This is a genomic window from Paenibacillus sp. 2KB_20 (assembly GCF_052115765.1).
In the GTDB taxonomy this organism is placed as follows: domain Bacteria; phylum Bacillota; class Bacilli; order Paenibacillales; family Paenibacillaceae; genus Paenibacillus_AQ.
This window is the reverse complement of the sequence record NZ_JBFRHH010000004.1, coordinates 124275-147928: the sequence shown is the minus strand read 5'-3', so window position 1 is coordinate 147928 and position 23654 is coordinate 124275. Positions and strand designations below refer to the sequence as shown.

General features: G+C 51.5%; 24 protein-coding genes and 1 riboswitch. Of the genes, 23 read left to right on the top strand and 1 reads right to left on the bottom strand.

Going from position 1 to position 23654, the window contains the following annotated elements; all coding sequences use genetic code 11:
* Positions 1–39: 39 nt before the first annotated feature.
* Complete coding sequence (locus AB4124_RS12865; RefSeq protein WP_441973104.1) at positions 40–1581, bottom strand: phospholipase D family protein; 1542 nt, start codon at positions 1579–1581, stop codon at positions 40–42.
* Positions 1582–1882: 301 nt separating this feature from the next.
* Here AB4124_RS12865 and fni point away from each other — a divergent pair, with 301 nt between their 5' ends.
* The 23 genes from fni (at position 1883) to atpD (ending at position 23558) form a co-directional block, all read left to right on the top strand.
* Positions 1883–2998: a type 2 isopentenyl-diphosphate Delta-isomerase gene (gene fni, locus AB4124_RS12860; protein ID WP_076323962.1), complete on the top strand. Its 1116-nt coding sequence runs from the start codon at positions 1883–1885 to the stop codon at positions 2996–2998.
* A gap of 184 nt (positions 2999–3182) precedes the next feature.
* Positions 3183–4283: a redox-regulated ATPase YchF gene (ychF, locus tag AB4124_RS12855; protein ID WP_076323963.1), complete on the top strand. Its 1101-nt coding sequence runs from the start codon at positions 3183–3185 to the stop codon at positions 4281–4283.
* A 296-nt stretch (positions 4284–4579) separates the two neighbouring features.
* Positions 4580–5647, top strand: a complete 1068-nt coding sequence (gene prfA, locus AB4124_RS12850) for a peptide chain release factor 1 (RefSeq protein WP_076323964.1) — start codon at positions 4580–4582, stop codon at positions 5645–5647.
* Between the two features lie 4 nt (positions 5648–5651).
* Positions 5652–6542 (top strand): peptide chain release factor N(5)-glutamine methyltransferase, encoded by an 891-nt coding sequence (gene prmC, locus AB4124_RS12845; protein ID WP_430109253.1) that lies wholly within the window; start codon positions 5652–5654, stop codon positions 6540–6542.
* 135 nt (positions 6543–6677) lie between these two features.
* A complete protein-coding gene (locus AB4124_RS12840; protein ID WP_076323967.1) occupies positions 6678–7856 on the top strand; it encodes an FtsW/RodA/SpoVE family cell cycle protein in 1179 nt (392 codons plus the stop codon).
* 240 nt (positions 7857–8096) lie between these two features.
* Positions 8097–8792, top strand: coding sequence for a stage II sporulation protein R (gene spoIIR, locus AB4124_RS12835; protein WP_076323968.1), 696 nt, complete (start codon positions 8097–8099; stop codon positions 8790–8792).
* A 219-nt stretch (positions 8793–9011) separates the two neighbouring features.
* Positions 9012–10157 carry an L-threonylcarbamoyladenylate synthase gene (locus AB4124_RS12830; RefSeq protein ID WP_441973301.1) on the top strand — a complete coding sequence of 382 codons (1146 nt, stop codon included), beginning with the start codon at positions 9012–9014 and terminating at the stop codon, positions 10155–10157.
* 81 nt (positions 10158–10238) lie between these two features.
* The gene (locus AB4124_RS12825) at positions 10239–10802 is read left to right on the top strand and encodes a manganese efflux pump MntP family protein (protein ID WP_430109511.1); all 564 of its coding nucleotides are present in this window, start codon (positions 10239–10241) and stop codon (positions 10800–10802) included.
* Positions 10803–10856: 54 nt separating this feature from the next.
* Positions 10857–11444 (top strand): low molecular weight protein arginine phosphatase, encoded by a 588-nt coding sequence (locus AB4124_RS12820; protein WP_430109257.1) that lies wholly within the window; start codon positions 10857–10859, stop codon positions 11442–11444.
* Positions 11445–11534: 90 nt separating this feature from the next.
* Positions 11535–11616, top strand: a riboswitch (ZMP/ZTP riboswitch).
* Positions 11617–11730: 114 nt separating this feature from the next.
* Positions 11731–12195 carry a ribose 5-phosphate isomerase B gene (rpiB, locus tag AB4124_RS12815; protein ID WP_339268509.1) on the top strand — a complete coding sequence of 155 codons (465 nt, stop codon included), beginning with the start codon at positions 11731–11733 and terminating at the stop codon, positions 12193–12195.
* Between the two features lie 84 nt (positions 12196–12279).
* Positions 12280–12864: a TIGR01440 family protein gene (locus AB4124_RS12810; RefSeq protein ID WP_441973103.1), complete on the top strand. Its 585-nt coding sequence runs from the start codon at positions 12280–12282 to the stop codon at positions 12862–12864.
* A gap of 90 nt (positions 12865–12954) precedes the next feature.
* Positions 12955–14205 carry a serine hydroxymethyltransferase gene (glyA, locus tag AB4124_RS12805; protein ID WP_076323973.1) on the top strand — a complete coding sequence of 417 codons (1251 nt, stop codon included), beginning with the start codon at positions 12955–12957 and terminating at the stop codon, positions 14203–14205.
* Between the two features lie 344 nt (positions 14206–14549).
* Positions 14550–15179, top strand: coding sequence for a uracil phosphoribosyltransferase (upp, locus tag AB4124_RS12800; RefSeq protein ID WP_076323974.1), 630 nt, complete (start codon positions 14550–14552; stop codon positions 15177–15179).
* A gap of 59 nt (positions 15180–15238) precedes the next feature.
* A complete protein-coding gene (gene wecB / locus AB4124_RS12795) occupies positions 15239–16396 on the top strand; it encodes a non-hydrolyzing UDP-N-acetylglucosamine 2-epimerase (protein WP_076323975.1) in 1158 nt (385 codons plus the stop codon).
* Positions 16397–16571: 175 nt separating this feature from the next.
* The gene (locus AB4124_RS12790; RefSeq protein ID WP_076323976.1) at positions 16572–16802 is read left to right on the top strand and encodes an AtpZ/AtpI family protein; all 231 of its coding nucleotides are present in this window, start codon (positions 16572–16574) and stop codon (positions 16800–16802) included.
* Positions 16799–17176 (top strand): ATP synthase subunit I, encoded by a 378-nt coding sequence (locus AB4124_RS12785; protein WP_441973102.1) that lies wholly within the window; start codon positions 16799–16801, stop codon positions 17174–17176. The genes AB4124_RS12790 and AB4124_RS12785 overlap by 4 nt, the downstream gene beginning before the upstream one ends.
* A gap of 35 nt (positions 17177–17211) precedes the next feature.
* Positions 17212–17973: a F0F1 ATP synthase subunit A gene (gene atpB, locus AB4124_RS12780; protein ID WP_076323978.1), complete on the top strand. Its 762-nt coding sequence runs from the start codon at positions 17212–17214 to the stop codon at positions 17971–17973.
* Positions 17974–18078: 105 nt separating this feature from the next.
* Entirely contained in the window at positions 18079–18291 is a 213-nt protein-coding gene (gene atpE, locus AB4124_RS12775; protein WP_007128780.1) for a F0F1 ATP synthase subunit C, read from the top strand.
* A gap of 95 nt (positions 18292–18386) precedes the next feature.
* Positions 18387–18875, top strand: coding sequence for a F0F1 ATP synthase subunit B (atpF, locus tag AB4124_RS12770; protein ID WP_441973101.1), 489 nt, complete (start codon positions 18387–18389; stop codon positions 18873–18875).
* Positions 18872–19417, top strand: a complete 546-nt coding sequence (locus tag AB4124_RS12765) for a F0F1 ATP synthase subunit delta (protein ID WP_076323980.1) — start codon at positions 18872–18874, stop codon at positions 19415–19417. Before atpF ends, AB4124_RS12765 begins: the two co-directional genes overlap by 4 nt.
* Positions 19418–19435: 18 nt before the next feature.
* Positions 19436–20950: a F0F1 ATP synthase subunit alpha gene (gene atpA, locus AB4124_RS12760; protein WP_441973100.1), complete on the top strand. Its 1515-nt coding sequence runs from the start codon at positions 19436–19438 to the stop codon at positions 20948–20950.
* Between the two features lie 227 nt (positions 20951–21177).
* Positions 21178–22038: an ATP synthase F1 subunit gamma gene (atpG, locus tag AB4124_RS12755; RefSeq protein WP_076323982.1), complete on the top strand. Its 861-nt coding sequence runs from the start codon at positions 21178–21180 to the stop codon at positions 22036–22038.
* Between the two features lie 119 nt (positions 22039–22157).
* A complete protein-coding gene (gene atpD, locus AB4124_RS12750) occupies positions 22158–23558 on the top strand; it encodes a F0F1 ATP synthase subunit beta (RefSeq protein WP_076323983.1) in 1401 nt (466 codons plus the stop codon).
* Positions 23559–23654: the final 96 nt, after the last annotated feature.

Sequence of the window (23654 nt, the reverse complement as noted above, 5' to 3'; positions counted from 1 at the left end):
GGCACTTCATGTGCGTACATACATCATATTGAAAGAATTCTAAAAGGTAGTGAAACCGAGCCATTTTTGCAGTTTGAACAGGATGTCCTTCATCCATGTCGTTTTTCCTTGGTAAGCCTCGGCTTCGAGACTAAAGGCTGCGCCTTCGTTGAGCCATATTCGATGAAAGTAACGGTCCAGATCCCGGGTAAGCGGATGATCCTTAGGTGCGGCTATCCACAAGTTGTTCTCCAAATTGAGATCGGCTAGATTCCGCTGGGTGAAGTTGGTTGACCCGCCGGTAATCACAGACTTGCCTGTCGGTTTGGCAATGTACATGAGTTTGGTATGATACTGCTCTGTACCGGTGTTGTACCAGCGAACAGAGATGCTGCCCTTGGATTTTTGGATGAGCTCAGCGGCAGCCGGACGGTTAGGGATGCCGATCTTGTCCCGGCCGAAGGCATTCTGGTTCGGATCCAGAATGAGGCGGATATCAACGCCGCGGTCCGAGGCCTTAAGAAGCTGGTCCATGACTTTGCTGTCGGCCAGATAGAACATCCCCATCCAGAGCGTGTCCCCAGGCTGTGATTGCTCTATGGCTTTCAGAACATATTTATAGATTTTTCCTTCCGTCAAATAACGAACATCGACATCGTTTGCTTGATCAGAAGGTTGCATGTGTGGCTTGGAGTCTGGCTCATATTCCGGCAGTTTGATTCGGCTTGTAAGGTTAACGGCGGCTTGTTCAACTGCAAGCATATCCCCGATGATGTCCCCACTCGTTTCGAAGGCAATGTTTGAATGGAACGCGCTGGCGTCATGGATGTTGGCCGAAGTGACCAGCGCAGTGTTCTCGCTGATTACAATTTTACGGTGATTGGCCTTCACATTCAGCAGCTTCAGATAGGAGCGGACCGTAATATCGGGTGCTTCGCTTGCCATCATATTGGGGAGTGTCCCTCTGCCCGACTGGCCAAACCACTGGAAGAACGTTCGCCATACAGCGGAATAGATGGGCGTGGAATCTCGAAGCCGGTTGACATCGGTTATAATTACATGAATCCCGGCTGCTTTCATGGCCTCGAATTCCGGCAGCGAATAGGAGCCATATCCGGTATTGACTTCATCGGAAATAAAGAAGATATCCATGTCGGGATATTTCTTCTTATGGGCAACCAGAAGATGAGTGAGTTCTTCGCTGACTTCAGGGAATATCTGACCTTTATGGGTGTAGCCATTGAACAGAAACATATCGATCACCAGGAACTTCCGGGATTCATCGATAATTTGACCGATGCGTGGTCCGATTTCGCGATCATGTATCGGTTGACCGTCCGGTCCGGGATAGGTCAGGTCGATCCACATTTTAACGTCGCTCTGGTAGAGCGGGCTTTCATAAGAGATCCCCTTCGGCAGCGGCTTATGCGTCTGATAAATCATCACGCCGATAAGCCAGAGAATGAGAAGGGCCAGGCCAATCAAAATCGTGTTTCGTATGCAGAAGCCTTTGGAAGGTTTCCCTGGTACAAGCTTTGTACCTTCACGAGGTGTATTTTGATTTTCTGAAGTGCGCGTATGAAATAATTGGCGGAAACCCAAGATAGCCCATCCTCCTATCGCTACTGTTGTACCGTTAATTAACATGAATGACCTGTCCTGACGCACTCCATTTTCTGCAGTTCGGATCGTATTCGATTTCGGGTTGTTCCTAAGATCTCGGGGTAGAATGATAGTCGAGAGGTTTGTTAGTTCAATACATGCGTAAGAATGGGTGAACAACGAGTTTATATTTTAGTTTGTAGAGGTGCATATCATGCAGAGCTGGGACAATCTGTGGTGCCAATGATATGCTTATATATAGTTATTTAAGGGATGAGTGAAGTGGATAAGGAGGCACGGGATGAATTCAGAACATAAAGAAACTGCGGATAAACCTGCTGAAACCATTTCAGGCAGAGGATCGGAAAAACTTGAGGGCAGGCTGATGCCGGAAGTGCCCACGGGCGAGCGGAAAATAGAGCATGTACGCTTATGCTTGAATGAGGAAGTAGGCTCTGTAGGAGTAACCACCGGTTTTGAACGTTACCGCTTCCGTCACTCCGCACTGCCGGAAATTGACTTTGACGATATTAAGCTGGACACAACATTTCTTGATTTTTCCGTACGGACACCATTTCTAATCAGCTCCATGACTGGCGGAAGCAAGGCTACCGGAGAGATCAACAGACGTTTAGCTGAAGCCGCGCAGCGGCGCGGCTGGGCACTTGGGGTAGGCTCCGTTCGGGCCGCGGTGGAGAAGGAAGAGCTTGCTTCTACTTTCCGTGTCCGGGAGAGTGCGCCGAGCGTGCCGGTTATCGCTAACCTTGGAGCGGTGCAGTTGAACTATGGCTTTGGCCTTAACGATTGTCAGCGGGCGGTGGATATCGCGGGTGCCGACATGCTGGTTCTTCATCTAAACGGACTTCAAGAGGTGTTTCAGCCGGAAGGGAATACCCGGTTTGGCTGTTTGCTTGGGCGAATTGAGGATCTGTGCCGTACGCTTTCGGTACCGGTTGGCATTAAAGAAGTTGGCTGGGGAATCGATGGTGAAACGGCGCGGAGCCTGCTGAATATCGGGGCGGCCTTTATCGACGTGGCAGGTGCGGGCGGTACTTCATGGAGTCAGGTTGAAAAATTTCGCAGCCCTGATCCGGTTCGCCGCGCTGCGGCTGAGGCTTTCGCCGGTTGGGGCAATCCTACCGCGGAATGTATCGTGGAGGTGCGCGAAGCTGCGCCAACCTGTGCGCTTATTGGCAGCGGTGGGCTGCAGAGCGGCGTTGATGCGGCTAAAGCGCTCTCGCTTGGCGCCGATCTGGCAGGCTTCGGGCGTGGACTCCTGGGCTCGGCGGTCGAATCCGTGGAAGCGCTGGATCAGCGGCTTGCCCAGGTGGAGTTGGAGCTGCGGACGGCGATGTTCGGAATCGGCGCAGGGAATATCGATGCGCTGAAGTCTACCAACCGGCTGATTCGTGCATAAATGGCCGGAGTGATGGGCCCGGATCACATTCAACGATGGCAGTATATTCGTGTTGAAGTCTATCGGGTATCTGCTATAATTAATAAGATTGTTTAGCTGGCGATTCGTAGCTTCGGCGATAAGAACCAAAGCTGTGTAATACTTATAAATAAAGAAGTAAACCTAATAAGGAGTTGTCACATAAATGGCTTTAAAAGCAGGAATCGTCGGTTTGCCAAACGTCGGCAAATCAACATTGTTTAATGCGATCACGCAAGCGGGCGCCGAATCGGCCAACTATCCGTTCTGTACGATTGATCCTAACGTCGGTGTTGTGGAAGTGCCGGATGAGCGCCTCAACAAACTGACCGAACTCGTTCAGCCGAACAAAACGGTACCGACCGCTTTTGAATTCGTGGACATCGCGGGCTTGGTTCGCGGGGCGAGCAAAGGGGAAGGCCTTGGGAACAAGTTTCTTGCCCATATTCGTGAAGTGGATGCCATCGTTCATGTTGTTCGCTGCTTTGAGGACGAGAACATTACCCACGTTGACGGTAAAGTGAACCCGGTCAGCGATATCCAGACGATTAATCTCGAGCTGATCCTAGCGGATCTCGACAGCGTGGAGAAGCGGATCGATCGCGCGAAGAAGAACATGAAGGGCGGCAATAAGCAGTATGCTCAGGAAGTAGAACTGCTGGAGCGCCTGAAGGAAGCCCTTTACAACGATCAACCGGCACGCAGCGTGGAACTGAGCGACGATGAGAAGCTGATTGTTCGTGATTTACACCTGCTGACATTGAAGCCGGTGCTATACGCGGCTAACCTGAGCGAAGACGGCGTTACGGAAGCCGACAGCAATCCTTTCGTGCAGCAGGTTCGTGATTTCGCGGCTGCGGAGAACGCACTCGTGGTTCCGATCAGCGCGAAGGTTGAAGCCGAGATTGCCGAGCTTGAGGGCGAGGACAAAGCGATGTTCCTTGAGGAGCTGGGGCTGGAGGAATCCGGTTTGAACCGTCTGATCAAGGCGGCTTACAGTCTTCTGGGATTGTACACCTACTTTACGGCAGGCGTGCAGGAAGTACGTGCCTGGACGATCCGTAAAGGAACGAAGGCTCCGCAAGCGGCTGGCGTGATTCATACCGACTTCGAACGCGGCTTTATCCGTGCTGAGGTCGTAGCTTACGATGATCTGGTTGCGGCCGGATCGATGAACGGCGCGAAGGAACGCGGACAGCTTCGCCTGGAAGGCAAAGAGTACGTTGTGAATGACGGCGATGTGATGCACTTCCGTTTCAATGTGTAGGAATTGAAGTATTCAAAGGCCATGGCTCCATGTCACTTTGTGCATGGGACCGTGGTTTTTTTGAAGATATCATAGTGATGAGCTGAGGAGTGCTGGACTTTCCCTGCGACAGGTGGATCACCCTCTGAATGGGAGCCAAACAGGAAGGGAGAGATCCTTTCTTTCCGGTCAACTGCCTGCTAGTCAAATACGTCGTTTCATGGTAAAATAAAAAGTCGTTTACACTTCATTGTTGATGCGAAATGGAGTGCAAAAAGGCATATCTTCAGGAATATATCTTAGAGAGGTGAATTCCTTTGTTGGACCGATTACAATCCCTTGCGGACCGTTACGAGAAGTTAAGTGAGCTGTTGTGCGACCCCGATGTCGCTAATGACTCCAAGAAGCTCAGGGATTATTCCAAAGAACAATCCGATTTACAGCCTGCTTATGAGGCTTATGTTGAATATAAAAATGTAATTGAAGAGCTCGAAGCTGCCAAAACCATGCAGGGCGAAAAGTTGGATGACGACATGCGCGAAATGGTGAAAATGGAGATCGAAGAGCTTACCCAGCGTGAGCGCGAGCTGGCGGAGAAGATTCGGATCTTGCTGCTGCCGAAGGACCCGAATGATGATAAGAACGTCATCATCGAGATTCGTGGCGCAGCCGGCGGCGACGAGGCGGCACTGTTTGCTTCCGACCTGTACCGGATGTATACCCGTTATGCGGATACCCAGGGCTGGAAGGTTGAACTGATGGACGTCAACACGAACGATCTGGGTGGCTTCAAGGAAGTCATCTTCATGATTAATGGTCGCGGCGCCTACAGCAAAATGAAATTTGAGAGCGGCGCGCACCGTGTGCAGCGTATTCCGGCTACGGAATCCGGAGGTCGTATCCATACATCCACCTCTACGGTGGCGGTCATGCCAGAGGCGGAAGAAGTGGATATCGAAATCCATGACAAGGATATCCGCGTGGATACCTTCTGCTCCAGTGGTGCAGGCGGTCAGTCCGTTAACACCACCAAGTCGGCGGTACGCGTAACACATATCCCGACGGGGATTGTGGCTACGTGCCAAGATGGCAAATCGCAGAACTCCAATAAGGATAAGGCGCTGCAGGTGCTTCGTGCCCGTATCTTTGATATGATGCGCCAAGAGGAAGAAGCGAAGTATGCCGGTGAGCGGAAGAGCAAAGTAGGTACAGGTGACCGCAGTGAGCGGATCCGTACGTACAACTTCCCGCAAAGCCGTGTAACCGATCACCGGATCGGACTTACCGTTCACAAGCTGGATCAAGTGATGAACGGGGAGATTGAAGAGATCGTTTCGGCGCTGACCCTTGCGGAGCAGGCTGAACTGATGGAAAAAGGAGTATAACGCTTTGAAGCGGACGATATTTGAATTGACGCCGCAGCGCAGCATAAGAGAAGCCTTTGTGGAGGCTTCTTCTTTTTTAGACGGCTTGCGGGTAATGGAACCGCAGCGGAATGCGCAGCTGCTGCTGGAGCATGTGCTGGGATTGTCGGGAACCTCATATTATATGGCACTCGCGGATCCGTTTCCGGCGGACCGCCGCTACGCCCTGGAAGAAGCGATCAATCGCAAAGCCCAAGGCGTTCCTGCACAGTATATTATCGGCGAACAGGAATTTTACGGCAGGCCGTTTGAAGTTACGCCGGCGGTTCTCATTCCGCGTCCGGAAACGGAGCTGCTCGTGGAAGCGGTGCTGAAGTATGGACGGGAGCTTACTCCGCGATCGTATGAAAGGCTACAGGCCATTGATATCGGCACGGGTAGCGGGGCCATCGCCATTACGTTGGCATTGCAGGAGCCGGCATGGGATTTGCTGGCGAGCGATATTTCGCCGGATGCGCTGGAGGTAGCTGCTCGTAATGCGAAGCAGCTGAACGCCTGTGTCGAGTTTCGGCAAGGGAACCTGTTGGAGCCATTCGCCGGCATGGCCCCGGACATCCTTGTCTCCAACCCGCCGTACATTCCGGCGGAGGATATTGAGGGACTTCAGCCCGAAGTCCGCGATTATGAGCCGCGCACGGCACTGGATGGCGGGCCGGACGGATTGAATCCGTACCGGATCATGATGGCGCAGCTGCCCTTGCTGTCAGCGCCGCCGCGGCTGATCGCTTTTGAGCTGGGTATGGGCCAAGCCGAGGATGTGGCAGAGCTTCTGCGGAGTGCAGGGCACTGGAAGGAAATCGTCACGGTGCCGGATTTGGCGGGGATTGACAGGCATGTTCTGGGAATTTTCCGTTAATTGTGTTCTGGGTGGATTTCTTTTAAAATAGATGATGGGCTGAGCCGATTAAATGTTTGTTGTCGTACAGATTGTTACCTTACCTCAATTGGCAAATCAGTGTGTACAGCTCCGGGCACAGGGGGACCGTAAAGAATGCTTCAGAAATTTAAGAAGATGGATTACGTTATTGTTTTTGTACTGGTTTTGATGATGGGCATCAGCATTACGTCGATATACAGCACAACCGTTGACACCAAATTCGAAGGCTCTCATCTCCGCATGATTGCCTTTTACATTGTCGGTTTCATTGCTTTTTTCGGAATCAGTCTGCTGGATTACCGGTTGTTGATTAAATATGCTAAATATATTTACTTGGGTGGATTAGCTGTTTTGGTCCTCGTTATGTTTATCGGTAAGGATATCAACGGGGCCCAAGGCTGGATTTACATTGGCGGACTCAGTATACAGCCTGCTGAATTGTTCAAGCTGATCCTGATTATTTTCCTTTCTTTCGTATTGGTGCGCAAAAACAAACCGCTGCTGTCTTTCTGGAAGGACGTTGTCCCGATCGGACTTTTGGCATTCGTGCCTTTTGCGCTCGTTATGGCCCAGAATGATTTGGGTAACGCGCTCAGTTATGTCGTAATTTTGCTAGGGCTGCTCTGGATCGGGAACGTCAAGTTCTCCCATGCGCTCATTGGGCTTGCGCTTGTGGCAGGCTTAGCCTTCGGTGGGGCTCAGGCCTATATTCATTATCATGATGAATTGTTGGAATCGAAGATTTTGAAGCCGCACTGGGTGGAACGGATAGATCCGTGGCTCTATCCGGAGAAGGCAACTGCCAAGGCAAGCTACCATACGACGAATGCGAAGCTTGCCATCGCCTCGGGTGGCATGAGCGGCGAGGGCTATATGCAGGGATCGTCGATCCAGTCGGGCAGAGTGCCATATGCGTATTCTGATTCCATATTTGTGCAGATTGCCGAGGAATTCGGTTTTATCGGATCTTCCGTTCTGCTTCTGTTATATTTTATCCTGATCCATCGGCTGATCCTGATCTCCCTGGAATCCCGAGAGCGTGCGGGGCCGTTTCTTATTATAGGAGTCGTGGCGATGTTCTTATATCAGATCTTCGAGAACATCGGCATGTTTATCGGCTTAATGCCGCTGACCGGGATCACGCTGCCCTTCATCAGTTACGGGGGAACTTCCCTTGTGATCAGTATGGCCAGTCTGGGTGTCGCCATGAGCGTGAAGCTGCATGGACAGGAAGTGGAGGAAGATATGCCGGATCCGCATGCCTATCGCCCGGCCGCTTCGAAGCAGGCGTAACTTGCGGGAAGCTCAATAATTGCCCTATCCCCAGCAGAAAAGTGTGGGGCACGGCAATCAGATGAACTGAATAACCGATCTTGGCGAAGATGCGATTCCCGTGGGAGTCGCATCTTTTTTGGTTCGTGCTGCATCAATCTATGATTTTTATATCAAATTGCTAGATTCTACGTTTATATCTTTGTCCGGCGGACATACTGATAGCATCATAGAGATGTTCATAGAGAGGCGGCTGGCAAGATGAAAAATTATAGTGAAACCCTCCGTATTATCGTGAAGAAAATGGTTGTGCTCTTATCCTGTATGTTTATGGTCATTATGGCTTGGGAAGGACAGCAGATTGATGCTTCTGTTGTTGGCGGTCCGATCCCCGAGGAATCGATACGACTTCGCATTCTGGCGAATTCCGATAGCCCGTCCGATCAGCTGGTCAAACGAGAGATCCGTGATTCGGTCGTTGAGCAAATGCAGCTCTGGGTCCTGCAGCTGGAGAACCCGCAAAGCCTGGAAGACGCCAAAGAATTAACCCGGCAGCATCTTCCGGAAATCCGCCAATTGGTGGGTGAAGAATTGAAGAAAAGGGGAATTACGTACAATTACACCGTAGAGCTTGGCGTCGTGCCGTTCCCGACGAAGTTATACGGGGGCACGGTGTATCCGGCCGGCGATTACGATGCGCTGCGGATTTCTTTAGGAGAAGGCCAAGGGCAGAACTGGTGGTGTGTCCTGTTCCCGCCGCTTTGTTTCATCGATGGTGGCAGCGGGGATGCGGCGGCGCAGCCTGTTGACACAGGTATCCAAACGGTTTCTGCTGAGGCTGGCGAAACTTCCCAAGAGGAAGCTCCGAAGAACGCAGGCGATAGCGAACCGGAGGTCCGTTTCTTCTTGTGGGATATGTTCCGTGGCATTTGGAACTGGGTGGTTAGCTTGTTCTAGGATTATGAGCGAGGTTGATTTTAAATCCTGACCGGGTATGATAAACTTTGATATAGAAGAGTGCTTTCTCTTTGGCGCGACTGGTTTGAATGGGAACCGGCACGGGACTGAAGAACGAAAAGCGCTTTTTATTTTGGGGCATAGGCAAAACTCGCACTGGAGTTTATATATTTCATATACAGAAAGTTTGGGATAGGAATGGAACAGAACGGGAACGGCATGGAACCTAACCAACAGCGGGATAACGGCTTCCGCCAGGTTGGTGCAAAATCAACCCAAGTGTGGCACGTCTCGAACTCGCTCTCTAGGGAGAGCTTAAGTTTGGAGAATGAGGCAAAGCAGGCGCTTGGGGAAGCGGGGCAGGTGCTTGAGCTCGGCGGAACGGTGGCCTTTCCGACGGAAACGGTCTACGGGCTTGGCGCGGACGCCGGCAATACGGAAGCGGTCGAGCGCGTCTTTGCCGCGAAAGGCCGGCCGTCGGACAATCCATTGATTGTGCATATTTCGGAGCTGGCTCAGCTTGACGGTTTGGTCCTTCATGTAAATGAGACGGAACGGGCGCTGATGGCAATGTTCTGGCCTGGGCCGCTATCGCTGGTACTGCCCGTTAAACCAGGTGCTGTCTCCCCTCGCGTGACGGCAGGCCTCGATACCGTTGCCGTACGGATGCCGGATCACAATGTGGCGCTGGCTTTGATCAGCGCCGCCGGGCGTCCGCTGGCTGCGCCGAGCGCGAACCGTTCCGGTCGGCCAAGCCCGACGCTGGCCAGCCATGTCCTGGAGGATCTGGCGGGGGCGATCGACGGCGTGCTTGATGGCGGCCCGGCCGGGGTGGGCGTTGAGTCGACGGTGGTGCAGGTCGGCGAAGACGGCGCCGTCACGGTGCTCCGCCCGGGCGGCGTTACGGCGGAGCAGCTTGCCGCCGTTGCGGCAAGCGTGCGCATGGATCCGGCGCTGCATCGCGCCGCCGGGGAGGCGGAGAGCCCGGCGCCGCGATCGCCGGGCATGAAGTACACGCACTACGCACCGAAGGGTGCGATGTGCGTGGTGCAGGGCCCGCGTGCCATTGCCGTGTCGGCACGCATCGCGGCCGAGCTTGAGGCGGCCGCCCGGCGCGGGGAGGTGACCGGCGTGCTGTCATTCGACGAGCACATCGGTCACTACCACGCGGACGTTGCCGTCTCGCTCGGCAGCCTGGCCGCGCCGGAGGAAGCGGCCCGCCGGCTGTACGCCGGCCTGCGCCGATTCGATGACGAAGGCGCGACCTTCATTCTGGCCGAAGCGTGCCCGGAGCAAGGCCTCGGGGCAGCCGTCATGAACCGGCTGTTGAAGGCCGCGGGACACCACATCATCGATGTGAATTGAGCTGCTGAATGAACGCTTTTGGCATCATTTACCCCTTGTCCGCATATGGTGTACAAGACCATGGGACTTGGGGGAATGGGCATGCTGGAGGCGTCTGTCCAATCGGGACAGCTTGCGGCGATTCTGCTGATGGCGGTTGCACTCGGGCTAGACGCATTTTCGCTTGGAATCGGAGTCGGAATGAGAAGCGGTATGCGCTTAGGCCATATGCTGGGCATCAGTTTCATGATCGCGTTGTTTCATATGTTGATGCCGCTGCTGGGCTTATTTGCCGGCCGCTATGTAGGCATGTTACTGGGTCACGTCACAGGGCTTGCGGCCGGCGGACTGCTGCTTCTTCTCGGCGGGCATATGATGTATAACGCCTGGCGGGGCGGAGAAGGACAGCGAATACATCCTACCGCATTTTTAGGCATGCTGCTGTTTTCGCTTAGCGTCAGCATCGATTCCTTCTCGGTAGGCGTTTCACTCGGGATGTTTGTGGATGATGTACTGTTGATCGTGATCTCCTTCGGGATCGTGGGCGGTTTGCTGTCCATTCTCGGTTTGCTGCTTGGCCGTCAGGTAAGCAATAAACTGGGGGAGTACGGTGAAATGCTGGGTGGGCTCATTTTGGTTATATTTGGTGTCATGTTTATCTTTTGACGTTATATTTGTTACAATAACCCCAAAGAACCTACTAACGGGAGGAACGGGACCGTGAAAAATATACTGTTTGTCTGCACGGGAAATACCTGCCGCAGTCCAATGGCTGAAGGCATGCTGCGCAAGCTTGCCAAACAACGGGGCATCCCGCTGGAAACGAAGTCCGCCGGTGTCTCGGCCGTGGATGGAATGCCGGTGTCCCATCATGCGGAGTCCATACTACGAGACCAGGATATCCAAGAACGCTTGGTGTCCAAACCATTGACTGCGAATCTGGTGGAGTGGTCAGACTTGATCCTGACGTTGACCCAGTCGCATAAGCAGTATGCTATAAGGCAGTTCCCGCACGCCGCAGACAAGATGCATACGCTGAAAGAGTTTGTTGAGGATGACCGACAGGTGCTGGATGATCTGCGAGAGCAGGATAGTCTGTATGCGGCGCTTGAGCTGGCCAGATCGCTGGGCCGCGACGTCAGCGACCGTGACCGGGAGCGTCTGATCGAGCTGCGCCAGCGCATTCCGAGCTTCGATATCTCCGATCCTTTTGGAGGCTCGCGGGAGGAATATGAAGCGACGGCTGCAGAGATTCGGACGGCGTTGTTCCGTCTCTTGGACAAGCTGGAGACGGATCGGCATAACTAAGCCTTGCTTTGAACAATATGAAGCCTACCATTGGGCTAAAAAGCCACTTGCCTTTCACATGGTATTGCTTTAAGATGAAGTTGAAAAACAATGATCCGGTGTAACTGGCGACGAAGTGGATGAAACCACGATGGAGCATCGGAATATACGGCCGGTCGCCTGGGCAAAGAGCAATTGGAGCACAATACGTGCGCCGACTGCTCTTTTTTCGTCTTTTGCGCCCGATTTGGGTTATAATGAAACAAGCTAAAGCGCAAAAGCGAACATACGAGGGGGTTTTTCATAGATGAAAATTGCATTGGGTACGGATCATGCCGGCATTCGTCTGAAAGAGGAGATCGTGGAAGTCATTCGGGGTCTTGGACACGAGGTGGAGGATCTGGGCTGCGGCTGTTCCGATTCCGTGGATTATCCCGATTATGCCCTTCCTGTGTGCGAGAAGGTAGTCTCGGGTGAAGCGGATCGCGGCATTCTGATCTGCGGTACGGGGATCGGCATGAGCATTGCGGCCAACAAGGTGCCGGGCATTCGCTGCGCGTTGACACATGATGTGTTCTCGGCCAAAGCAACGAGAGAGCATAACGACAGCAACGTGATTGCGCTGGGTGAGCGTGTCGTCGGTCCCGGACTTGCTGCTGAAATCGTCAGCGCATGGCTGACAACGGATTTCAGTCATGGCGAGCGCCATATCGGCCGTGTGAACAAGATCAAGGCCATCGAGGAGCGTTACCTGAAGAATGAGTCGCGATAAGTGAACGCGTAATTTACGGCTGCGGCTATCGTGATATGGGAATGAAGCATCTTCTGTGAAAAAAATCATCGGGAGGACTGTGACATGACGGATATCTCCAAGGTTTCCTTGAACGAACAGACAGCGCGTATGGTCCGCGAACTGGCCGAAGCGGCCGTGTTAGGACCCGGTAAAGTGCTGGTCATCGGAGCCAGCACCAGTGAAGTGGTCGGACGCCGGATCGGCACAGGCGGCGCTCTTGAAACGGCGCAGCAGCTCCTTCAGGGCATTGCCGAGGTTCAAGCGGAATTCGGTTTCGCGGTGGCTTATCAATGCTGTGAGCATCTGAACCGTGCGCTTGTCATGGAACGCGAGCTGCTCGAGCGGCTGGGCTTGACGGAAGTGGCGGCTGTTCCCATTCCGGGAGCGGGAGGGTCGATGGCCTCCGCGGCTTACCGCAGCATGAAGGAGCCTTGTCTTGCGGAATCGATTGAAGCACATGCCGGAGTTGATATCGGCGAGACGCTGATCGGCATGCATTTGCGGCGAGTGGCGGTTCCGTTCAGACATACCGAGCGTTATATCGGCGAGGCGCGCGTAACCGCGGCTTATACCCGTCCGAAGCTGATTGGCGGAGAACGTGCGGTGTATCGGCTCGAGCAGAGGGATGATTCCACACTATGCGATTGATTCAAATGAGAACTCGCTTTTTTAATTATGACAACTTGTAGTATTGACTTTGCAAGAAAAAATAACGATTGATTATGGGAGGATATGAACATGATGGAACATTTGCGGAAGAGTGACCCGGCTGTATTGGAAGCGATGGATTTGGAGCTGAAGCGTCAGCGCAGCAACATTGAGCTGATTGCCTCTGAGAATATTGTTAGCGAAGCGGTTATGGAAGCAATGGGGACGGTGCTGACGAATAAATATGCGGAAGGCTACCCTGGCAAACGCTATTACGGTGGCTGTGAGCGTGTGGATATCGTGGAAGACATCGCCCGTGACCGCGCCAAAGAACTGTTCGGAGCCGAGCATGCCAACGTTCAGCCGCACTCCGGTGCCCAAGCGAACATGGCGGTATATTTGGCAGCCCTGAAGCCTGGAGATACCGTGCTCGGCATGAACCTGGCTCATGGCGGCCATTTGACTCACGGAAGCCCGGTTAACGCTTCCGGACTTCTGTACAACTTTGTTGCCTACGGCGTGCAAGAAGATACGTTCCTGATCGATTACGACGAAGTTCGCAAAGCGGCATTCAAGCATCGCCCTCGTCTGATCGTAGCGGGCGCAAGTGCCTATCCTCGCATCATTGATTTTGAACGGCTTGCTGCCATCGCGAACGACGTTGGCGCGTTGTTCATGGTTGATATGGCTCATATTGCCGGTCTTGTTGCGGCAGGTCTTCATCCGAATCCGGTTCCGCATGCCCATTTTGTAACGACAACGACGCATAAGACGCTTCGCGGACCTCGCGGCGGTATGATTCTGTGCAAAAAAGCTTGGGCGCAAGCGATCGACAAAGCGGTATTCCCCGGCTCCCAAGGCGGCCCGCTCATGCATGTTATTGCTTCCAAGGCCGTTGCGCTTGGCGAAGCATTGGATCCGTCCTTCAAGACGTATGCAGAGAATGTCGTGAAGAACGCGAAAGTGCTGGCAGATACTCTGATCGAGGAAGGCTTGAATATCGTATCCGGCGGAACCGATAACCACCTGATGCTGGTGGATACCCGCAATCTGGACATCACCGGTAAAGACGCGGAGAAAGTTCTGGACTCCATCGGGATTACCGTGAACAAGAATGCCATCCCGTTTGATCCAACCAGCCCGTTCGTAACGAGCGGTATCCGTATCGGTACCCCTGCGGTTACTTCCCGCGGTATGGATGAGCAGGCGATGGTGAAAATCGCGAAAATTATTGCCATGACATTGAAGCAGCCGAAAGACGAGGCAACGCTTGAAAACGCAGGTCGTTTGGTGGCTGAGCTTACAGATCAATACCCTCTCTATGCTGAAATGAAATATTAATCACAGTCTCCTCCGCAGAAGAAGCCTATGATAAGAGGACCCCGCCTGATGCAGGTGGGGTCCTTTTAGGAGCTATAAACATTCTGGCCAGATTGCTATGCTCTCATTTTCCCAGTCAGGTAGCTTCGCGGTTAGCATCAATATAGGCGAAAATGGAAAACCTAGGTTCAGGGCAGAAGGAGATCCGGTTTAGTTATAAGGTCAAAAACTCATGGAATAAAACATGACCCGTGCAGGTGTCAATTGACTAGAGGGAATGATATAATAGACAGGATTTATGGAGCTCACAAATATTTTACGCCCATATTGAAATAACATTTGTACTCAAACCGGAGGGACCAGACATGGGAAAATTGGTGATTTGTGATCACCCGTTGATTCAACACAAACTTACATTTATCCGCGATATGCGGACTAACACAAAAGACTTTCGCGAATTGGTAGACGAAGTCGCGACTTTGATGGCTTATGAAATTACGCGGGAGGTTTCTCTTGAATCCATATCCGTGCAGACGCCGGTAGCTGAAACCCAAGGCAAAGTCATTTCCGGCCGCATGCTCGGCTTGATTCCGATCCTGCGCGCCGGTCTAGGCATGCTGGATGGAGTTGTCAAGCTGCTTCCTGCAGCAAAGGTAGGGCATGTCGGATTGTTCCGTGACCCCGAAACGCTTCAGCCTGTTGAATATTATACGAAGCTTCCAACGGACGTTACGGAACGGGAATTGATCGTCATTGATCCGATGCTCGCGACAGGCGGATCCGCCATCGCTGCTATCGACGTGCTGAAGAAACGCGGCTGTACCCAGATCAAGATGATGAACCTCGTGGCTGCACCGGAAGGTGTGAAGGCTGTCCATGATGCCCATCCGGATGTGGACATTTATGTTGCTGCTCTCGATGAGGGCCTTAACGACCATGGCTACATCGTACCGGGCCTTGGGGATGCAGGGGATCGGCTGTACGGCACGAAATAAGTGCCAGTCATTCGTACGTCTTGAATATTTGAAAACAAGCAAAGAGGGGTATTTCAAACATGTCAAAAGTGAAAGTGATGACGATATTTGGGGTCCGCCCCGAAGCAATCAAGATGGCGCCGCTTATTCTGGAGCTTCAACGTCACCCCGAGCATATTGAATCGGTCGTTTGTGTTACTGCGCAGCATCGGCAAATGCTGGATCAGGTGCTGGATGTGTTCAAGATTGTTCCCGACTATGATTTGGATGTCATGAAGGACCGTCAGACGCTCAACGAGATCACCGTGCGCGTTCTGGAGGGTCTTGAGCCTGTTCTTCGTGAGGCTAAACCGGATATCGTGCTGGTGCACGGCGATACGCTGACAACGTTCCTGGCCAGCTATGCAGCCTTTCTGCAGCAGATTCAGGTTGGCCATGTAGAGGCGGGTCTGCGGACATGGAACAAGCTGAATCCTTATCCGGAGGAGATGAACCGTCAGTTGACCGGTGTGCTTGCTGATCTTCACTTTGCGCCGACGAACTGGTCCGCCGAGAATCTCCGCAAGGAGAACAAGCCGGAATCCCGCATTTATGTTACGGGTAACACGGCTACGGACGTGTTCCAGTACACGGTGCGTGAAGGTTATACCCATCCGGTTCTGGACTGGGCGAAGGGCAAACGCTTGATCCTGATGACGGCACATCGCCGCGAATCCCAAGGGGAGCCGCATCGTCAAATATTTGAAGCGGTAAAGCGCATTGCCGATGAATTTGAGGATATCGCCATCGTATATCCTGTACATCCGAGCCCTGCCGTTAAAGAGCCGGCTCATCGCATTCTGGGAGATCACCCGCGCATCAAGCTGATTGATCCGCTGGATGTTGTGGATATGAACAATATCTACACCCATACGCATTTCATTATTACGGATTCCGGCGGCATGCAAGAGGAAGCTCCGTCATTCGGCGTGCCGACCCTGGTGCTTCGGGATACGACCGAACGTCCGGAGGGCATTGAGGCCGGTACCCTGGAGCTGGTAGGCACCCAGGAGGAGAATGTGTATGAACGGATTAAGGTTCTTCTGACTGATCAGGAGCTCTACGACAAGATGAGCAAAGCGGCTAATCCGTATGGTGATGGACAAGCTTCACAGCGAATTGTCAATGCGATTCTGCACCATTTCGGCATCCGAAAAGAGCGTCCTGAAGAATTTCACAGAATGTTCACAAAGGTATAGTTTACCGTATTCTGATGGGCAAGGAGACAGCATACAGTTGAACTGTACGGTTACCGCGGCGTTTTGTGCAATTTAGACTGCTCAAAACGCCGATTTTACACGGTAAATCCATCAAATCGATTCATTGACAAACTCTTGTAATATTCAGTAAAATGAGTTGGGATTAGAGGTTCATATGAAAAATCCGAAAAGTCAAGATAACCCTTGGTTGATAGCGCTATACATTAGCGGGGCTGGCGGTTTGCTTGCCGCTTACATTCTCATCGGTTTTTTTACCGGGCGATGGCTCATGAATCATTTGGACGGGCCCAGAGTGTGGCTTGCCATTGGTACGCTTTCGGGGCTCTTTGTAGGGATTTTGAATATCGCTCTTCTCATTAAAAAGTTTTTGGGGGCGCAGGCGTGAATGATTTGACTTCCATTGTGAACGCTGTATTTAGAGTATCATTACTCTTATTGTCTGCCTTGTTTCTCGGATGGGCTCTCTATCCGGAATTTCGCCCGACTTTTATGGGGTTGATCATGGGCATGGCGGCGGGATTGTTTAATGTACGCTTCCTCTCCATGAAAGTGCAGCAGCTGGCGCAATTGGCTGTCGATCCGGAACCGAAAAAGTACAACTTCGGCTTTATTACGAGATTGTGCATCGGATTTCTGATTGTTATCTTCGCCGCTAAACTCGAGCAGGTATCACTCGGCGGTGCAATTGCCGGTCTGTTCATACCCCAATTGTTGACCATTCCTGTCAGCATTGTGTTCAGTTTGAGAAACAATCATTGATCAGCGCTAACTTGGAAAGGGGTGAAAACAATTTTATGCATGATTCACCGATTATCAAACTTGGCGGATTGAATATTGATCTTTCAGCGGTACTAATGCTGTTCGTCACCTGTTTGGTGGTGTTCGTATTATGTCGACTGGCTGTACGTAATTTATCCGTCGAAAACCCTTCCAAACTGCAAAACTTCATGGAATGGGTAGTGGAATTTGTGCAAGGCGTCGTAGCGAGTGCTATGGATCTGAAGAAAGGGAAAGCTTACATATCATTGGGGCTTACTCTCATCCTGTTCATCTTTGTAGCGAACTTGCTGGGCCTGCCGTTCTCAATTATCACCGACTTGCCGGAGAACTTCAAAGTCTTTGGTCAGCCAATTCTGGCTACGCTCGGACTTGAACATGGCCACTACGCTCACGTATTGTGGTGGAAGTCGCCAACAGCGGACATTTCCGTTACGGCCGGTCTTGCGATCGTTGTGTTCGTGCTCATGAACTACCTGGGCTTGAAGCAGAATCGCAAGCATTACCTGAAGCATTACATCGAACCGTTCCCGATCTTCTTGCCACTCAATATCATTGAGAACCTGGCAAAACCTATCGCTCTGGCAATCCGGCTTTATGCCAACATTTTTGCCGGCGAGGTACTGATCACGGTGATTCTGAAAACCGGCTTCTGGGGCATTCCGTTTATGGCTGCATGGCAAGGTTTCAGTATCTTCATTGGTGCATTGCAGGCGTTTATCTTTACGATTTTGACCATGGTATACATCTCGCAAACAACGATTCACGAAGAGCATTGATCAACTCGGACGAATCCGCCGTACAGCGGTGTTTTTCGAAAGAGATATTTTCTATAGTTTCACCAAATTTCAATTTTGAAACAATTTTAAGGAGGATATTTAACAATGGAATTTTTGGCAGCAGCTATTGCAGTAGGTCTGGGCGCTCTTGGCGCAGGTTTGGGTAACGGTATGATCGTAAGCAGAACAGTTGAGTCTATCGCTCGTCAACCAGAAGCACGTGGTCAATTGCAAACAACGATGTTTATCGGTGTTGGTATCGTAGAGGTTATTCCTTTGGCGGCTACTGTTATCGCGTTCTTGATCATGTTCTCTTAATAACAATACAACGGTTTGGCGGGGAGGGCCGATGCCATCCGCGCCTTCGTTTTGTTAGGCACCGCACTTCGTGTTGATGGAAAGGAGTGACCTCAATGGCAATTTTATGGGAAAATATGGTAATCACTATTATCGCGTTTATTATTCTTTACCTTTTGCTTCAAAAGTTTGCGTTCAGCAAATTGTTCGGCATCATGGAGCAGCGTCGTGAACTGGTAATGAGCCAGATGAACGAAGCAGCACAGACCCGTCAGCAGGCAACAGCTTATGTAGAAGAGCAGAAGAAGGCACTGGAGCAAGCGCGTCAAGATGCTCACGAAATCATCGAGCGTTCCAGACAAACTAGCAACAAACAAGCAGAGCAAATTATGGAGCAAGCTAAGGAAGAGGCGGTTCGCCTGAAATCCGAGGCTGTTCGTGATATCGACAATGAGAAGAAGAAAGCTGTCGAAGAGCTTCGCAATGAAATCGGCAGTGTTTCCGTGAAAATCGCTACCAAGCTGATTGAACGGGAAGTGAAGAATGACAAAGCTCAAGAAGAACTGGTGGATCAATACCTTAAAGAGGTAGGAGGCAGACCATGAGCCAAAATACAGTAGCAGCCAAGCGGTATGCGCGGGCGCTGTTCGAAGTGGCGGCTCAGCAGCAGAAGGGTCTGGAAGTGGAAGAGGAATTGCGCGCTGTTGTGCAAGCCATCGAAGGCGATGCCGACATCCAGAAATTCATCTCCACGCCGAATGTTCCCCAGTCCGTGAAGATGAACGTAATCAGCCAGGCGTTGGCAGGGAAGGTATCGCAGCCTGTATTGAACACGATCGAATTGCTTCTCGACAGAGGGCGTACAGAAATGTTCGCTGAACTGCTGAACAGTTATGTGAAGATACAAGGTGCGAGCTTAGGATTGGCGGACGCCACTGTGTACTCCACCTACCCGCTTAGCGATCAGGAAAAAGAACAGGTAGCTTCGGAATTCGGACAGTTAGCCCATCAGAATATCCGGGTGACCAATGTTGTGGACGAGAGTTTGCTCGGCGGCCTGAAAGTTGCCATTGGCGACAAGCTTTATGACGGAAGCCTTGCCGGGAAGCTGGAACGTCTTGAAAAGTCTTTTAATAGACGAGCATAGTAGATAGGGGTGAAAACGTTGAGTATCAGACCTGAAGAAATCAGTACTTTAATCAAAAGTCAAATTGAAGAATATAAATCCGATATCACTGTCTCTGAAGTAGGTACGGTAATTCAAGTAAGTGACGGTATTGCTCGCGTGTACGGCCTGGAGAACGCGATGTCCGGGGAACTTTTGGAGTTCCAGAACGGCGTGTTCGGTCTGGCGCTGAACCTTGAAGAGAGCAATGTCGGTGTCGTTATCCTGGGACCATACTCCGAAATCAAGGAAGGCGATCAGGTTAAGCGTACAGGACGTATCATGGAGGTTCCTGTAGGTGAAGCTCTGCTTGGACGCGTTGTCAATCCGCTGGGTCAACCGCTTGACGGCAAAGGCCCGATCGAAGCGACAGCTTATCGTCCGGTTGAGAGCAGCGCACCAGGCGTTATCGAACGTAAATCCGTTCATGAGCCTATGCAGACAGGTATTAAAGCGATCGACGCGATGGTACCTATCGGCCGCGGACAGCGCGAGCTGATCATCGGTGACCGCCAAACGGGTAAAACCACCGTTGCGATCGATACCATCCTGAACCAAAAGGGCAGCGGCGTTAAATGTATCTATGTAGCCATTGGCCAAAAGCAATCCACTGTAGCACAGGTTGTTGAAACACTTCGCCGTCATGGCGCACTGGAGTACACGATTGTTGTTACGGCTTCGGCTTCTGAGCCTGCTCCATTGCAGTACATCGCTCCATACGCAGGCTGCGCTATGGGTGAGTACTTCATGTACAAGGGCGAGCATGCACTCATCATTTATGATGACTTGTCGAAACAAGCGGCAGCATACCGTGAGTTGTCCTTGCTCCTCCGTCGTCCTCCGGGTCGGGAAGCTTATCCGGGTGACGTTTTCTACTTGCACTCCCGTTTGCTGGAACGTGCAGCGAAGCTCAACGATGAGCTTGGTGGTGGTTCATTAACCGCTCTGCCATTTATTGAAACACAGGCTTCTGACGTATCTGCTTACATTCCAACCAACGTAATTTCGATTACGGATGGACAGATCTTCCTGGAGTCTGAGTTGTTCTACTCCGGTCAACGTCCAGCGATTAACGTCGGTATTTCGGTATCCCGTGTCGGTGGTTCCGCGCAGATCAAAGCGATGAAAAAGGTTGCGGGCGGCATGAAGCTGGATCTTGCGCAATATCGTGAGCTCCAGGCGTTCTCCCAGTTCGGATCGGATCTGGACAAATCAACCTTGGCTCGTTTGAACCGTGGTGCAAGATTGATGGAAATCCTGAAGCAGGGTGTAAACCAGCCGTTGTCCGTTGAACAACAGGTGGTTAGCTTGTACGCAGCCGTTAAAGGATATATCGATGATATCGAGGTTGCTGACGTGCGCCGTTTCGAGAGTGAGTTCCTCACGTTTATTGAAAGCAATAAACCGGAAATTCTTCAATCCATTACGGATACGAAGGATCTGACGTCCGACAACGAAAACGCATTGAAAGCGGCAATCGATCAATTTAAGAAGGGCTTTGCCGCTTCGGCTTAAGCTCCTCAGGTAAGCAATAGGAGGGGAGCCGGGGTAAGCCCGGCATCCTCTTTCATCATATGGAATGTAGCTTTGGCTGTGACCAAAGTGATTTTTACAAAGGGTACGGCTTTGGTCCTAGCCAAAGCTTAGTCTACGCGTACGAAGTTAGCTTTGGCTCCGCCAAAGTTAGGTGATTGCTTTCGAAGTTAGCTTTGGCTTCGCCAGAGCTTTAAGGTGGTGAAAACATGGCAAGAGGATTACGTGATATTAAGCGGCAGATCAAGAGTGTTCAGAACACAAGGCAGATCACCAAGGCGATGGAAATGGTTGCTGCAGCCAAGCTGAGAAGAGCTCAAGAGAAAGCAACCTCCGCGCTTCCATACTCCGAGAAGCTGAAAGAAGTGGTTGGCAGCATTGCTGCTGGAACCAAGGGAATCAGCCATCCGATGCTGGAAAAGCGTGAAGTGAAGAAAACCGGTTATCTGGTGATCACTTCAGACCGCGGTCTTGCTGGTGCATCGAACTCCAACATTTTGCGAAAAGTATCGAACTTTATCGCAGAACGCCATCAGTCCAAGGACGAGTATTGCCTGTTTGTGATCGGACGTAAAGGACGGGATTATTTCCGCCGTCGTGGACTTCCGGTTGTTGAGGAGCTCACCGATTTATCCGATAGTCCGACCTACGCAGATATTAAGGCCATCGCTAACGCGGCGGTTCATCAATATGAGCTGGGTCAGATTGATGAGTTATACGTGTGCTATAACCAATTCGTGAATGCTTTGACTCAGCTTCAGGAGATCTCTAAGCTTCTGCCGATGGAGAACATTGGTAGCGCCGAGAACCTGACGGGTTATGAGTATGAACCGTCTCCTGAAGGCGTACTCGAGGTTCTGCTTCCGAAATATGCGGAAACATTGATTTTCAGTGCGATGCTGAATGCGAAGGCAAGTGAGTTGGGTGCGAAGATGACTGCTATGGGAGCTGCAACGAAGAATGCAAGCAAGATGATCAACGAGTTGAACCTTACTTACAACCGTGCTCGTCAGGCTGCCATTACGCAGGAAATTTCCGAGATTGTGGGCGGAGCAAACGCTCAGCAATAATGCACGGCTCCGAATTCTTAACTTAGTATTTAACGGATATGCGGCCATGTCATGAATAAGCCGCTTTTACGATCATCGTTCACCGCTAGAGGTGAGCGGGTAGGAGGGAAAACGAATCAATGAAAAAAGGACGCGTTGTCAGCATTACAGGTGCTGTAGTTGACATTGAATTTGAGCGCGGTCATCTTCCCGAGATTTTTAATGCTGTCAAGATTGAAGCAACGCTGGAAGGCGGCCGCTCGGTTGATTTGACTTTGGAAGTATCCAATCATTTGGGTGATAATCTGGTTCGTTGTATCGCGATGTCATCCACGGATGGTCTTGTTCGCGGTATCGAAGCCGTGGATTTGGGCAGACCGATTACGGTTCCTGTAGGTTCCGCTACGCTTGGCCGTGTATTTAACGTATTGGGTGAGCCGATCGATAATGCAGGTGCCGTAGTATCCGAAATTAATAACCCGATTCACCGTGAGGCTCCTGCTTATGATGAGCTTTCCACGCAAGCAGAAATGCTTGAAACGGGTATTAAAGTCATCGACTTGCTTGCTCCATACCAAAAAGGCGGTAAGATCGGTCTCTTTGGTGGTGCCGGCGTAGGTAAAACCGTTGCTATCCAGGAATTGATCAACAACATCGCCCAAGAACACGGCGGTATTTCCGTATTTGCCGGCGTAGGTGAGCGTACTCGTGAAGGTAATGACCTTTACCACGAGATGAGTGATTCCGGTGTTATCAACAAAACCGCGATGGTATTCGGTCAAATGAACGAGCCTCCGGGTGCCCGTCTTCGCGTAGCATTGACTGGTTTGACGATGGCGGAATATTTCCGTGACCAAGAAGGTAAAGACGTACTTCTCTTTATCGATAACATCTTCCGCTTTACTCAAGCGGGTTCCGAAGTATCCGCCCTCCTGGGCCGTATGCCTTCCGCGGTAGGTTACCAGCCAACGCTGGCATCCGAAATGGGACGCTTGCAGGAGCGGATTACCTCTACCAAAAAAGGTTCCGTTACATCCATCCAGGCTATCTATGTACCTGCGGATGACTATACGGATCCGGCTCCGGCTACAACGTTTGCTCACTTGGATGCAACGACAAACCTGGAGCGTAAAATTTCCGAGATGGGTATCTATCCTGCGGTAGATCCGCTTGCATCCAGTTCCCGTATCTTGGCTCCGGAAATCGTGGGCGAAGAGCACTATAATGTTGCTCAAGGCGTTAAGAAAATTTTGGCTCGCTATAACGAGCTTCAAGATATCATCGCGATTCTCGGTATGGATGAGCTGAGCGAGGAAGATAAAGCGATTGTTGGACGTGCTCGTCGTGTTCAACGTTTCCTTTCCCAAGCTTTCCACGTTGCCGAGCAGTTTAACGGCATCCCGGGTAAATATGTACCGGTTAAAGAAACTGTACGCAGCTTTAAAGAGATCTTGGAAGGCAAGCACGACCACCTTCCGGAAGCGGCTTTCCTGTTCGTAGGTACGATTGAAGAGGCAGTTGAAAAAGCAAAAACATTGTAAGCTGACGCTCCGTGATCGGCAGACCGGAACAGTGCTTCTAGTGAGACTGTGAGGTCTGCTGCGCGAGTTTTCTGCGGAAAACGGTGAGGAGGGATG

Coding starts and splice junctions, on each gene's coding strand:
- rpiB (WP_339268509.1), top strand. CDS start 11,731: ATGAAAATTGCATTGGGTACGGATCATGCCGGCATTCGTCTGAAAGAG.
- glyA (WP_076323973.1), top strand. CDS start 12,955: ATGATGGAACATTTGCGGAAGAGTGACCCGGCTGTATTGGAAGCGATG.
- atpF (WP_441973101.1), top strand. CDS start 18,387: ATGGCAATTTTATGGGAAAATATGGTAATCACTATTATCGCGTTTATT.
- atpD (WP_076323983.1), top strand. CDS start 22,158: ATGAAAAAAGGACGCGTTGTCAGCATTACAGGTGCTGTAGTTGACATT.
- upp (WP_076323974.1), top strand. CDS start 14,550: ATGGGAAAATTGGTGATTTGTGATCACCCGTTGATTCAACACAAACTT.
- AB4124_RS12790 (WP_076323976.1), top strand. CDS start 16,572: ATGAAAAATCCGAAAAGTCAAGATAACCCTTGGTTGATAGCGCTATAC.
- spoIIR (WP_076323968.1), top strand. CDS start 8,097: ATGAAAAATTATAGTGAAACCCTCCGTATTATCGTGAAGAAAATGGTT.
- atpB (WP_076323978.1), top strand. CDS start 17,212: ATGCATGATTCACCGATTATCAAACTTGGCGGATTGAATATTGATCTT.
- atpG (WP_076323982.1), top strand. CDS start 21,178: ATGGCAAGAGGATTACGTGATATTAAGCGGCAGATCAAGAGTGTTCAG.
- fni (WP_076323962.1), top strand. CDS start 1,883: ATGAATTCAGAACATAAAGAAACTGCGGATAAACCTGCTGAAACCATT.
- AB4124_RS12765 (WP_076323980.1), top strand. CDS start 18,872: ATGAGCCAAAATACAGTAGCAGCCAAGCGGTATGCGCGGGCGCTGTTC.
- AB4124_RS12840 (WP_076323967.1), top strand. CDS start 6,678: ATGCTTCAGAAATTTAAGAAGATGGATTACGTTATTGTTTTTGTACTG.
- wecB (WP_076323975.1), top strand. CDS start 15,239: ATGTCAAAAGTGAAAGTGATGACGATATTTGGGGTCCGCCCCGAAGCA.
- ychF (WP_076323963.1), top strand. CDS start 3,183: ATGGCTTTAAAAGCAGGAATCGTCGGTTTGCCAAACGTCGGCAAATCA.
- atpE (WP_007128780.1), top strand. CDS start 18,079: ATGGAATTTTTGGCAGCAGCTATTGCAGTAGGTCTGGGCGCTCTTGGC.
- AB4124_RS12830 (WP_441973301.1), top strand. CDS start 9,012: ATGGAACCTAACCAACAGCGGGATAACGGCTTCCGCCAGGTTGGTGCA.
- AB4124_RS12825 (WP_430109511.1), top strand. CDS start 10,239: ATGCTGGAGGCGTCTGTCCAATCGGGACAGCTTGCGGCGATTCTGCTG.
- AB4124_RS12810 (WP_441973103.1), top strand. CDS start 12,280: ATGACGGATATCTCCAAGGTTTCCTTGAACGAACAGACAGCGCGTATG.